Source organism: Corynebacterium sp. 32222D000AT (assembly GCF_053546955.1).
Map to the genome: position 1 here is coordinate 28,894 of NZ_JBPPVW010000007.1, position 12,597 is coordinate 41,490.

The following is a 12,597-nucleotide window of genomic DNA, read 5'->3' on the forward strand; positions in this document are numbered from 1 at the left end:
ACGTTATCCACAGGCCGGGGCCCGCCGCGATGGTCTACAATAGCTCCAATGCGTTCCCGCAAAGGTTAAGGAATAAACCCGGCCGGGGAATCGTTGTTGCAGGTAAGAGAAGGAGGAAAAGACATGCCTGATGAAGATCGCCGCATGTACGAACTGGAGTATCCTGCCCCAGTAGTCGACTCCGCGAATGACGACGGCAACGGCCCCACCCTCGTAGTGGCCATGAGCGGCTACGCGGACGCGGGCCAAGCGGTCGACGCCAGCGCTACGCACCTGCTCGCCGCGCTCGACTCGCGGCCCGTGGCCGCGTTCAACAACGACGAACTCATTGATTACCGCTCGCGGCGCCCCGCGGTGACCATCGACGCCGATAGCCCGATGGAAATCGAGCAGCTCGACCTGAGCATGCGCGTGGTGCGTGACACCCGCGACAAGCCCTTCCTGCTGCTGTCCGGCCCCGAGCCCGACCTGCGCTGGGAAGGCTTTACCAACGCGGTGGCGGACCTGGCCGACAAGTTCGACGTCTCGGACACCATCTGCCTCTACGCCGCCCCGATGCCGGTGCCCCACACCCGCCCGCTGGTGATTACCGCCCACGGCAACTCGCGCCGGTTAAAGCAGCGGATGTTCAAGTTGGATTCGACCATGATGGTGCCGGGCTCGGCCCAGCTCTACCTGGAAAAGGAGCTGGCGGACCGCGGCCACAAGGTCGCCGGCTTCACCGTCCACGTGCCCCATTACCTGGCCTCCTCGCCGTACCCGCACGCCACGCTGCAGCTTCTGGAGTCCGTGGCCACCGCCGCCGGCTTGGACTTGCCGCTCGGCAGCCTGGAGCACGACGTCGAGCGCGTCAACCAGCAGCTGGCCGAGCAGGTCGAGGACTCCGAGGAGGTCAACCAGGTCGTGCGCCAGCTCGAGGAACAGTACGACTCCTTCCTCGAGCACTACCGCGACGAGCACCCGCAGGCCGTGTTGCCGGGCGAGCAGAACATGCCCACCGGCGAGGAAATCAGCGAGGAATTCGAGCGCTTCCTCGCCTACCTCGATGACCAGGACCCCGAGGTCCGCCGGGCCATCGAGCGCAACATGAACCACGGCCGCGACGACGGGGATGTCGACTCCGGGACGGGCCCGGAGGATCGCAGCGACGAGAGCTAGGCGGGCCGCGCCCGGCCGCCCCGGCGGTGACGGCGATGGCCTAGAGTGGTAGGCGTGACTTTAACGCAAATGCTGCCCGACCTCGCCGAAGTACCGGAGTCGCTCGTCGACACCGCCATCTGGGACACGTTCACCGCGTGGACCACCGAGCGCGGGATTTCCTTGTACCCGGCCCAGGAGGAGGCATCGTTAGGCATCCTCGCCGGGGACAACGTCATCCTGGCCACTCCGACGGGCTCCGGCAAGTCGATGGTGGCCAACGCCGCGCACTTTATCGCGCTGGCCCGCGGGCAGCGCAGCTTCTACACCGCGCCGATTAAGGCCCTGGTGAGCGAGAAATTCTTCGCGTTGTGCGAAATCTTCGGCGCGGAAAATGTCGGCATGATGACCGGCGATGCCACCGTCAACGGCAACGCCCCCATCATCGCCGCCACCGCGGAAATCGTGGCTAATATCGCCCTGCGCGACGGGCGCGAGGCCAAGATCGACCAGGTGGTCATGGACGAGTTCCACTACTACTCGGACCCGCAGCGCGGCTGGGCCTGGCAGGTCCCGCTCCTGGAGCTGGACCAGGCCCAATTCCTGCTGATGTCGGCCACCCTGGGCGACACCACCTGGCTGGAAAAGGATCTCAGCGAGCGCACCGACCGCACCACGGACCTCGTGGCGGGCTCGGAGCGCCCGGTGCCGCTGGATTTTAGCTACACCTTCCTGGCCGTCCACGAGACCATCGAGGAGCTGCTGAGCGCTGGCAAGGCGCCCATCTACGTCGTGCACTTCTCCCAGCGCGAGGCCGCCGAGCGCGCGCAGACGCTGACCTCGCTGAAGGCGATGATCACGCCGGAGGAAAAGGAAGCCATCGCCACCGAGATCGGCAGTTTCCGCTTCACCACCACCTTCGGCAAAGATTTGTCGCGGCTGCTGCGCAAGGGCATCGGTATCCACCACGCCGGCATGCTGCCCAAGTATCGCCGCCTGGTGGAACGCCTCGCCCAGCGCGGCCTGCTGAAGGTCATCTGCGGCACCGACACCCTGGGCGTGGGCATCAACGTGCCCATCCGCACGGTGCTGATGACGGGCCTGGCGAAGTTCGACGGCACGCGCCAGCGCATCCTGAAATCCCGCGAGTTCCACCAGATCGCCGGGCGCGCTGGCCGCGCCGGCTACGACACCGAGGGCGCCGTCGTGGTCGAGGCGCCCGAGCACGAGATCGAAAACGCCAAGGCCCGCCGCCGCGTGGGCGACGACCCGAAGCGGCTGAAGAAGCTGCGCAAGAAGGCCCCGCGCGACGGCGAGGTCTCCTGGTCGGAAAAGACCTTCGAGCGGCTGACCCACGCCGAGCCGGAGCAGCTGACCTCCCAGTTCCGCATGTCGAACTCCATGCTGCTCAACGTCCTGGCCCGGCACGGCAACGGCTACGAGCACCTCAAGCACCTGTTGCGCACCAACCACGACACCCGCGCGCAGCAAAACCAGCACATCCTGACCGCGCTGGATCTCTTCAAAGGTTTGCTCAACGCCGGCGTGGTCCAAAAGTCCACCAAGGGGCTGGACATCTACGGCCGGCCCTACCACCTGGTGCGCGAACTGCCCCGCGACTTCGCGCTGAACCAGCCGCTCTCCCCCTTCGCGCTGGCGGCGCTGACGCTGCTGGACCCCGAGTCCGAGACCTTCACGCTGGACATTATCTCCTGTTTCGAGACCATCCTGGACGATCCCCGGCAGGTGCTGCAGGCCCAGCAGAAGGCCCGCCGCGGCGAGGAGATCGCGGCGCTGAAGGCCGAGGGCGTGGACTACACCGAGCGCATGGCCATCGTCGAGGAGATCACCTGGCCCAAACCCTTGGAGGAGCTGCTCGACCAGGCCTTCGAGTCCTTCTGCGAGGGCAACCCGTGGGCCAAGGAATTCGATATCGCGCCGAAGTCGGTCCTGCGCGAGATGGTCGAAAAGGCCATGACGTTCTCCGACTTGGTCGCCACCTACGGGCTGGCCCGTTCCGAGGGCGTTATCCTGCGCTACCTGACCGACTGCTGGCGCACGCTCAAGCAGTCGGTGCCGCAGGAGTACGTGACCGAGCAGCTCGCCGACATCCTGGAATGGTTGGGCGAGCTCATCCGCCAGGTCGACAGCTCCCTGGTCGACGAGTGGGCGCAGATGGCCGGCGAGGACTCCCCCGTCGACCAGGCCACAGTGGACCGCGAGCTGGCCTTCGGCGTCGAGGACCCGACCGCGCTGACGTCCAACAAGCGGGCGTTTACCATCATGGTGCGCAACTACTTCTTCCGCCTGGTCCAGCTTTTCGCCTTCGAGAAGGAAGACCGCCTGGCCGAGTTCCTGGACTACCTGGACGAGGTGCCCGACTTCGGCGCGGCACTGGACGATTACTTCGACGAATACGCCGACATCGACTCCGGTCCGGCCGCCCGCGGACCGGAGTACTTCCGCCTGGCAGAAACCCGCCCGCGCGCGTGGACGGTCCGCCAGATTATCAAGGACCCGGACGGCGACAACGCCTACGCGCTGGTCGGCACCGTCGACCTGGATGCTTCCGACGAGGCCGGCGAGGTCCGCCTGTCCGATCTGCGCGTCGACTACTAAAGGCTTAGGGCGCGCCTTCCCCCTAAGGACGCGAAAACACCCGCCCCGGCTCGGTTGCGAGCGGCTGGGCGGGTGTCTGCTTTAAAGCGCGGCGCTAGATTTAGCGGGCGGCTTCAATCTGGACGGTCTGGGCGACAGCCTGGATGACGGCGCCAACCTTGACGGCCTCCCAGATCTGCTCCTTGGTCAGGCCGGCTTCCTGCAGCTCGTGCGCGTGGGCGGCCAGGCAGTGCTCGCAGCCGTTGATGGCGGAGACCACGGTGTTCCACAGCTCGAAGTTAGCCTTCTCGACGCCCGGCTTGGAGATGATGTTCATGCGCAGGCCGAACTTGACCTGAGCGTAGTCGTCACCGAGCCAGCCCTTGGCGCGGTAGGCAACGTTGTTCATAGCCATGACGGTGGCGGCACCCAGGGCAGCCTCGACGGCCTCGTCGGACAGGTGCTCCTTGGCCTCTTCCATGATCTCGGAGAGGACGGTGTCGTTGCGGGTAGCGGCGGCAGCGGCCAGCAGGGAGCCCCAGAGCTGCTCCTCGTTGAGCTCGGTGCTGCGGGTCAGGGTGCCCAGGTTCAGCTTCTGGTCTTTGGCGTACTCGGGCATGGAGCTCTTCAGGTTATCAATAGACAAGACTATTCTCCTTCTGGATTTTGATAAGTATATTTCAACGGGGTTGAGACAAAGACCCCGCCGGAGCGGACTTCGACGGGGTCCATGGCTTTAAGTCTTTACTTCAGGGATTCCTGAACGACGTCCATCTTGTTGATGTTCTTGGTCGGGTCGTTAGCTTCCCAGTTGCAAGCGCAGACCTCTTCGGACTGCAGGGCGTCTAGCACACGCAGAACCTCGTCGACGTTGCGGCCCACAGCGTCCGGGGTGACGGACACGAACTGGATGATGCCGTCCGGGTCGATAATGAAGGTGGCGCGGTCAGCGACACCGTCAGCGTTCTCGACACCCAGCGCACGGATCAGGTCGTGGCGAACGTCGGCGAACATCGGGAACGGAACGGACTTCAGGTCCGGGTGGGTGGCGCGCCAGTTGAAGTGAGCGAACTCGTTGTCGGTGGAGCCGCCCAGCACCTGGGTGTCACGGTCCTGGAACTCTTCGTCCAGCTTGCCGAATGCCGCAATCTCGGTCGGGCAGACGAAGGTGAAGTCCTTCGGGTAGAAGAAGACGATCTTCCACTTGCCTTCGTACTTATCCAGCGAAACCTGCTCGAAGTAGTCCTCCGGCTGCTGGGCGTTCACGTCGTGCAGGTCGCCACCGGTGAGCGCGGTCAGGTTGAACTCCGGGAACTTTTCCCCAACGGTCAAGATAGGCATTGTTGACAACATCTCCTTTAATGAGGTTGCTTAGTCCAGATTTGTGGTCTGCGGCCGCCTTAGCGGCCAACGACTTCCATTATGCCTATCAGTTTCAAGAACGTCAATAGACCTCCCTATCTATTAATGATATAATGATAAGTATGCATAATAAAGAGTACCGTCCCACCCTCGCTCAGCTGCGCACATTCGTCACCATCGCCGAAAATAAACACTTCGGCACGGCCGCCCAAAAGCTACAAATCTCCCAGCCTTCGCTGTCCCAGGCGCTGGTTGCTTTGGAGCAAGGCCTCGACATCCAACTGATTGAACGCTCCACCCGCCGAGTCATCGTCACCGCCGCCGGCGAAAAGCTGCTGCCCTACGCCAAGGCCACCCTGGAAGCCGCCAACGCCTTCTTCGCCCACGCCCGCGGCGCCCACGGCGACCTGTCCGGGCCGCTGACCATCGGCGCCATACCGACCGTGGCCCCGTACATCCTCCCGGATCTGCTCAAGAACCTGCACAGCAAGTTCGAGGACATGGAGCCCCGCATCGTCGAGGAGCAGACCGAGCACCTGCTCCAGCGCCTGCGCGACGGCCAGCTGGACCTGGCCATCATCGCCCTGCCGTCGGAGGCCTCCGGGCTGGTCGAGGTCCCCCTCTACACCGAGGACTTCGCCGTGGTCGTCCCCAGCGACCACCCGCTGGCCGGCCGCGACGACCTGAAGCTCGAGGACCTCGATTCCCTGGATCTGCTGCTCCTCGACGACGGCCACTGCCTGCGTGACCAGATCATGGACCTGTGCCGCAAGGCAAAGATCAACCCGTCGGAGGCCACCAACTCGGTGACCCGGGCATCGTCGCTGACCACCATCGTCCAGCTGGTCATCGCCGGCCTAGGCGCCACCTTGGTGCCAGAGTCGGCCCTGGCTGCGGAAGCTAACCACCCGGAGCTGGGCATCGCCCGCTTTGATGATTCCGTAACCGCCCAGCGCCAGATCGGCCTGGTCTTCCGCAACTCCGCCGCTCGCGCCGATGAGTTCCGCGAGTTCGGCGAGACCGTCAAGGACGCCTACGACAAGGCCCTGGCCCGTTCCCGCGAGTCCATCCAGTAAGTCCAAGCGCCACAAACACTTCACCCCGCCGCGGGGCACAACCACGTGCTCCGGGCGGGGTGAAAGCTTTAGTGAGCCGCTTTTAGACGCGGACGGTGGCCGCGCACGAGCGGTACATGTGCGCCTGGGCCAGCAGCACGACGGCCGCCACGATGCTCGCGCCCAGCATGATGAAGATGGACATCAGGATGACACCCACGATGCCGAAGGAGATAAACAGCAGGCTCACCAGCGCCACGGCCAGCATGAGGCCGAAGGAAATCAGCCCCACCAGCAGGCTGAACAGCAGCAGCTGCAGGTAGTTCTTCTTGCCGGCGGCAAAGCCCGTCGAGAAGGAGGCGCCGAAGCCGGTCTTGCCGTCCGCCGCGAACCACGGCATCAGCGTGAACAGCGGCGATAGGAAGAACATGAGCACGACGAAGGCCATAAAGAAGGCAAAGACTCCCGCGAAGACGCTCGGATCCAGCTGCGCCGGGTCGGTGGTTTCGCTCATCTCGTTGAAGCCGCTGAGCTGCATCCCGCCCAGCATGATGACGGTGATAATCCCCTGGACGACCAGGTAGACGCCCGCGGCGGCCCAGTGCACGTCCTTGCCAAGGGCGCCGATACCCGGCCGCGGCTCGTCAACGTGCCAGGTGGCAAACCGGTACAGCACGGGCGTGACCACGATAGAGATCACCAGGCTGAGCAGGCTGGTGACCACGGAGTTGCCCGAGTAACCTGCCTCGATATCCCCGCCGGTGAGCAAGGAGATGCCCATCGAGAGGATCGCGCCGGCCAGGCCCAGGACTAGCGCCAGCGGCACCAGGGTCTTCCAGTTGCGGCCGAAGGAGGAAAAGCCCCAGCCGATGGACCGGACCGCCTGCGGGCGCTGCGGCCCGTGCAGATATCCAGCATCGCCGCCCGCATAACCCTGCGCGCCCGCGTACCCGTAGCCCGGGGCCTGCTGCCCGCCGGGATTCGGGGAGCCGAAATTCGGGTTGTCCTCCGGGTGGCTCGTCGGCTCGTAACGCGGCAGATCGCCGAAGGAGTCGTTCGGCGACTGCCCGTCGCTCGGATCGTTCGGGGTGGTCATGGTGGGTCCTTTCTGAATTCATCAACAGAATACGGCGGGGACTGGCTACCCCAGTGACGGTATCACCCGGCGGCCCTATACGTTCGACCTGTTCCGAAAGAGTGTCTCAATAGTTACCGGTTTGAGCCCTCACGCGCCGCCGTGAGTAGAATTAGCTGCGACAATGGCTAATACACACAAGGACCCGCAAGAACCGCGCGAGGCGCGCGATACCTCTCCCGCAGCGCCCAGCCGCGACGATCTGTACGCCCGCCTGGCTAACGTACGAAGCGCCGACGAGCGCGCCTTCCGGCGCCGCCTGAAAAAGGCGCGCTCCCCGCACGCGCTCACGGCGATCTCCGCCGACATCGACGCCGCCGAAGAGCGCGTACGCGGCATCGACCGCCTCGTGCCGGAGATCGTCTACCCGGACAGCCTGCCGGTCAGCGCCCGTCGCGACGACATCGCCGAGGCGATTGACAACAACCAGGTGGTCATCATCGCCGGCGAGACCGGCTCCGGCAAGACCACGCAGATCCCGAAGATCTGCCTGGAGCTGGGCCGCGGCCGCCGCGGGCTGATCGGCCACACGCAGCCGCGGCGCCTGGCGGCCCGCACGGTCGCCGAGCGTATCGCCGACGAGCTCGGACAGAAGATCGGCCAGACCGTCGGCTACGCCATCCGCTTCGACGATCAGGTCTCCAAGTCCACGGCCGTCAAGCTCATGACGGACGGCATCCTGCTGGCGGAAATGCAGCGCGACCGCTTCCTCAACGCCTACGACACCATCATCATCGACGAGGCCCACGAGCGTTCGCTGAACATCGACTTCCTTCTGGGCTACCTCAAGCGGCTGCTGCCCAAGCGCCCGGATCTCAAGGTGATTATTACCTCGGCGACCATCGATCCGGAGCGTTTCGCCCAGCACTTCGCCAGCCCGGAAGGGCCCGCGCCCATCATCGAGGTCTCCGGCCGCACCTACCCCGTCGAGATCCGCTACCGGCCCCTGGAATTCGAGGCCGGCGGCAAGGTGGTCGACCAAGACCCGCTGGACGGGCTCGTCGAAGCCCTGACCGAACTGATGGCCGAGGGCGACGGCGATATCTTGTGCTTCTTCCCCGGCGAGCGCGACATCCGCGACGCCATGGAGGTCATCGAGGCCAAGAAGTGGAAGGGCGTGGAGGTCACTCCCCTCTTCGGCCGCCTGTCCAACCAGGAACAGCACCGGGTCTTTAGCCCGCACTCGGGGCGGCGCATCGTGCTTTCGACCAATATCGCCGAGACCTCCCTGACGGTGCCCGGAATCCGCTACGTCGTGGACACCGGCACCGCGCGTATCTCGCGCTATTCCACGCGCACCAAGGTCCAGCGCCTGCCCATCGAGCCCATCTCCCAGGCCAGCGCGAACCAACGCTCCGGACGCTGCGGGCGTGTGGCCGACGGCATCGCCATCCGCCTGTACTCGGAGCAGGACTTTTTGTCCCGCCCGGAGTTCACCGACCCGGAAATCCTGCGCACCAACCTGGCCAGCGTCATCCTGCAGATGATTTCCCTGCGGCTGGGCGATATCTCCCGCTTCCCCTTCGTGCAGCCGCCGGCGGACAAGGCGGTGCGCGACGGCATCGCCCTGCTCAACGAGCTGGGTGCTTTGGGCACGGAGAACAAGAACGGGCTGCCCACGCTGACCAAGACCGGCTCGACGCTGGCGCGCATCCCGGTCGACCCGCGCATGGCACGGATGCTGGTGGAAGCCCACAAGCTGGGCTGCCTGCACGACGTCATCATCATCGTTGCGGCCATGACCATCCAGGACGTGCGCGAACGCCCCTTAGAAAAGCAGGCCCAGGCCGACCAGGCGCACGCGCGGTTTAAGGACAAGACCTCGGATTTCTTAAGCCAGCTCAAGCTGTGGGACTACATTAAGGACTCCCGCGACGAAAAGTCCGGCAACGCTTTCCGCAAGCAGATGAAGGCGGAGTTCCTGCACTACATGCGCATCCGCGAGTGGTTCGATCTGGTGCGCCAGCTGCGCGAGGTCGCCAAGCAGCTCAAGTGGACCGCGCAGGAATCCGGCAAGCGGGCCGATGCCGCCATCCACCAGGCGCTGCTGTCGGGCTTGCTGTCCAATATCGGCGCCCGCGACGGCAACTCCAAGGAGTTCCACGGCGCCCGCAACACCCGCTTTATGGTCTTCCCCGGCTCCGCGCTGGCGAAGAAGCCGCCGGAGTTCGTCATGGCCGCCGAACTGGTGGAAACCTCCCGGCTGTGGGCGCGCGATGTCGCCCAGATCGATCCCGCCTGGGTGGAGCGTTTGGCCTCCGGCCTGCTCAAGCACAGCTACTCCGACCCAGTCTGGTCGAGTAAGCGGGCCACGGCCATGGTCAAGCAGAAGTCGACGCTGTACGGCGTGCCGGTGGTCCACGACCGCTCCGTGCCCTACCACCGCGTCGACCAGGCTGCGGCCCGGGATTTGTTCATCCGGCACGCGCTCATCGGCGGAGAGTGGAATACCCACCATTCCTTCTTCCACGACAACGTCGCCAAGCTCGACAAGGCGGCCGAGTACGAGGACAAGGCCCGCCGCCGCGGCCTGGTAGCGGACGAGGACGCCCTCTTCGCCTTCTACGACGAGCGCCTGCCCGCCAATATCACCAGCGGCAAGTACTTCGACTCCTGGTGGAAGAAGGAGCGCCACGCCCACCCCGCGCTGCTGGACTTCGATCCGGAAGCACTGGTCAACGACGCCGATAACCGTGTGACCGAGGCGGACTTTCCCGATACCTGGCGCGCCGGCTCCGTGGAGCTGGACCTGTCGTACCACTTCAGCCCCGGCGATCCCCTGGACGGCGTGACCATCCAGGTGCCGGTGCCCATGCTGGCCGGGCTGGATACCACCGGCTTCGATTGGCTGGTGCCGGGCCTGCGCCTGGAGCTGGTCACGGAGCTCATCCGCAGCCTACCCAAGGCCCTGCGCCGCACGGTGGTGCCCGCCCCGGAGTTCGCCGAGCGCGCCCTGGACAAGCTGGTCCCCTACGCCGGGCCCATTACCGAACAGCTAGCCGACGTCCTGCGGGAACTGGGCGGCCAGGGCATCAACGCCGTGGACTTCCGCCCGCAGTCACTGCCCGACCACCTGCGCATGAACTATGCCGCCATCGATAAGCGGGGCAAGATTATCGACTCCGACCGCGATCTTTCCGCGCTGGTCAACCGCCAGGCAGGATCGATTAAGTCCTCGGTCTCGAAGGTCAGCCGCATCTCGGAGTCCGGGTCAGTCAAGGAATGGCGCGCCGACAACCTCGGCTCCATCGATGACGAGGTCCGCACCACGGTGGACGGCCACGAGGTCACCGCCTACCCGGCGCTGGTCGCCACCAAGGACGGCGTCGAGGTCAAGGTGCACCCCACCAAGGCCGCGGCCGATGCGGCCATGCTGACCACGACGCTGACGTTGCTCATGCGGGAAATCACCGTCAACCCGCGCCCCATGGTCAAGGGCCTGCCCTTGCAGCAGCGCGTGGCCATCGACAACTACCCGCACGGCGGGGCCGAAGGCCTGGTCTCCGACGCCCGGGTGGCCGCCATCCGCGATCTCCTGCTGGAGGCCGGCGGCGCGGTGCGCTCCCCGGAAGAATTCGACCAGCTGCGCAAGAAGGTCGCCCCGGACGTGCCCGGGCGGGCGCGCCAGATGGTCGTCGCCATCGCCCCGGGACTGGTCGAATACGGACGCATCACGGACGAGCTCGACAAGTGGACCGGCCCAGCCATCGACGACATCCGCGCCCAGCTGGATTTCCTGCTTCCCCCGCAGGCGATCACGAAAAACGGCATCGAACATCTGCGGCATCTGCCGCGCTACCTGCAGGCGGTGCGCATTCGGTTAGAAGAGATGAACCTCGACCCGGACAAGGACGCGGACCGCCAAGCGGAGGTCGACGAGGCGAAGGCCTACCTCAATAATCGCCTGCGTTCGCTGCCAGCCGGGAGATCTAAGACGAAGGCGGTGCGGGATATCTACTGGATGATCGAGGAGCTCCGAGTCTCCCTGTTCGCCCAACGCCTCGGCACCGCGCACGCGGTGTCCCTGCGACGCATCCAGAAGGCTGTCGACAAGCTGGCCTAGCGCCGCGCTGCCGCGGCCGAAGCCTAGAAGTTGCTCCGGTCGCGGCGCTTCATCAGGCGGATCTCCGACTCGAAATCATCCGCGCTGTCGAAGGATTTATACACGGAGGCGAAGCGCAGGTACGCCACCTCGTCGAGGTCGCGCAGCGGGTCGAGGATGGCCAGGCCGATATCGTTGGCGTTGATCTGGGAGCTGCCGTGGCTGCGCACGGTCTCCTCCACTTCCTGGGCCAGGCGCTTCAAGGCGTCGTCCGAGACATCACGGCCCTGGCAGGCCCGGCGCACGCCGCGGATCAGCTTGTCGCGGCTAAACGGCTCGGACAGGCCGTTGCGCTTGACCACGGACAGCACCGCCTTTTCGACCGTGGTGAAACGGCCCCGGCACGAAGAACACTCGCGCCGGCGGCGGATGGAAGCACCCGCGTCAACGACGCGGGAGTCGATGACGCGTGACTGTTCGTGGTGACAAAATGGGCAATACAACTCGGCTCGCTCCCCGTATCTTTCTAGCTTCCCGGTTTCATCCGCACCAGCGGACCACGCGGATGCCTTACCAGTCTACTGCGCGCGGCGATGGGAAAGCCGAGTGCCCGGACCGCGGCCTAGTTCAGGTGAGCCTGCTGGGTGATGGCACTGTCCACGGCTCCCATCGAGCTGGCGGACTCCGGGCCGTCAACAAGCCCCATGCCCGCCGCCAGCGTGCCCAAGAAGACTGCACATCCGAACACAGCGCCGAGCGCGTAGTTGCCCTTCTGGCGCCCCTGCTCGGAGACCATCCCGCGCGGCTGCCCTGCGAAATCCTCGGCGCTCAGCGCGGGCTGCGAACGACGGTCTGTTCGATTATCTAGCGTGAGCGTTCGAGAATAGCGCGACCCCACGCCAGCCGGGCCGTGCCCCGACCAGGCGGGCGCGCCCTGCCGATCCCCGAAATCTCGGACCGATGGCTCCCACACCGCGGCCGCGGGCACCACGGAAGGGGTGCGGGAACCGGTGCGGTAAGCTGCAAATTCGGTGTTAGCGATACGGCGGTCATCAAATGCGAGAGTCATAGTAATCTTTCCTTTCCTTGGTGCCACCGAGTCTAAATCCGGACCCCGACATGGCACCGACTTTCCTTCGTTCGAATGTTCGAATTAGGTTCTGTGTTCGATTTATAGCAGGGTTTCCAAAATTTGTCTAGCGCACGGGCGAAGATCTCGAACATTTGTACATTTCGTGCTAGAAAGGAAGGTAGGAATTTTCGCGGGC

At 65.0% G+C, this 12,597-nt stretch carries 9 protein-coding genes; 4 read left to right on the plus strand and 5 right to left on the minus strand.

What is annotated here, in order from left to right:
• Positions 1-123: 123 nt before the first annotated feature.
• Positions 124-1,158 (plus strand): PAC2 family protein, encoded by a 1,035-nt coding sequence (locus tag ACEE23_RS05830; protein WP_368519192.1) that lies wholly within the window; start codon positions 124-126, stop codon positions 1,156-1,158.
• A 54-nt stretch (positions 1,159-1,212) separates the two neighbouring features.
• Positions 1,213-3,756: a DEAD/DEAH box helicase gene (locus tag ACEE23_RS05835; protein WP_368519191.1), complete on the plus strand. Its 2,544-nt coding sequence runs from the start codon at positions 1,213-1,215 to the stop codon at positions 3,754-3,756.
• Positions 3,757-3,856: 100 nt separating this feature from the next.
• Here ACEE23_RS05835 and ACEE23_RS05840 read toward each other — a convergent pair whose 3' ends face one another.
• Complete coding sequence (locus tag ACEE23_RS05840) at positions 3,857-4,381, minus strand: carboxymuconolactone decarboxylase family protein (RefSeq protein WP_368519190.1); 525 nt, start codon at positions 4,379-4,381, stop codon at positions 3,857-3,859.
• A 98-nt stretch (positions 4,382-4,479) separates the two neighbouring features.
• Positions 4,480-5,076, minus strand: coding sequence for a peroxiredoxin (locus ACEE23_RS05845; RefSeq protein ID WP_368519189.1), 597 nt, complete (start codon positions 5,074-5,076; stop codon positions 4,480-4,482).
• A gap of 143 nt (positions 5,077-5,219) precedes the next feature.
• On the opposite strand from ACEE23_RS05845, the gene ACEE23_RS05850 reads away from it, so the two are divergent.
• On the plus strand, positions 5,220-6,173 hold the full coding sequence (locus ACEE23_RS05850) for a hydrogen peroxide-inducible genes activator (RefSeq protein ID WP_368533918.1): 954 nt from the start codon (positions 5,220-5,222) through the stop codon (positions 6,171-6,173).
• Between the two features lie 82 nt (positions 6,174-6,255).
• On the opposite strand, the gene ACEE23_RS05855 is transcribed toward ACEE23_RS05850, so the two are convergent.
• Positions 6,256-7,248 carry a hypothetical protein gene (locus tag ACEE23_RS05855; protein WP_368519187.1) on the minus strand — a complete coding sequence of 331 codons (993 nt, stop codon included), beginning with the start codon at positions 7,246-7,248 and terminating at the stop codon, positions 6,256-6,258.
• 163 nt (positions 7,249-7,411) lie between these two features.
• Here ACEE23_RS05855 and hrpA point away from each other — a divergent pair, with 163 nt between their 5' ends.
• Positions 7,412-11,350, plus strand: coding sequence for an ATP-dependent RNA helicase HrpA (hrpA, locus tag ACEE23_RS05860; protein ID WP_448871423.1), 3,939 nt, complete (start codon positions 7,412-7,414; stop codon positions 11,348-11,350).
• 23 nt (positions 11,351-11,373) lie between these two features.
• Here the strand turns inward: hrpA and nrdR are convergent, their stop codons facing one another.
• Both nrdR and ACEE23_RS05870 read right to left on the minus strand, forming a co-directional pair.
• Positions 11,374-11,832 carry a transcriptional regulator NrdR gene (gene nrdR, locus ACEE23_RS05865; protein ID WP_368519185.1) on the minus strand — a complete coding sequence of 153 codons (459 nt, stop codon included), beginning with the start codon at positions 11,830-11,832 and terminating at the stop codon, positions 11,374-11,376.
• Positions 11,833-11,951: 119 nt separating this feature from the next.
• Complete coding sequence (locus tag ACEE23_RS05870) at positions 11,952-12,398, minus strand: hypothetical protein (protein WP_368519184.1); 447 nt, start codon at positions 12,396-12,398, stop codon at positions 11,952-11,954.
• Between the last annotated feature and the right edge of the window lie 199 nt (positions 12,399-12,597).

Excerpts from the sequence above, each read along its gene's own strand:
- ACEE23_RS05830 (WP_368519192.1), top strand. The coding sequence starts at position 124 with ATGCCTGATGAAGATCGCCGCATGTACGAACTGGAGTATCCTGCCCCA.
- ACEE23_RS05845 (WP_368519189.1), bottom strand. The coding sequence starts at position 5,076 with ATGCCTATCTTGACCGTTGGGGAAAAGTTCCCGGAGTTCAACCTGACC.
- ACEE23_RS05850 (WP_368533918.1), top strand. The coding sequence starts at position 5,220 with ATGCATAATAAAGAGTACCGTCCCACCCTCGCTCAGCTGCGCACATTC.
- ACEE23_RS05855 (WP_368519187.1), bottom strand. The coding sequence starts at position 7,248 with ATGACCACCCCGAACGATCCGAGCGACGGGCAGTCGCCGAACGACTCC.
- hrpA (WP_448871423.1), top strand. The coding sequence starts at position 7,412 with ATGGCTAATACACACAAGGACCCGCAAGAACCGCGCGAGGCGCGCGAT.
- ACEE23_RS05870 (WP_368519184.1), bottom strand. The coding sequence starts at position 12,398 with ATGACTCTCGCATTTGATGACCGCCGTATCGCTAACACCGAATTTGCA.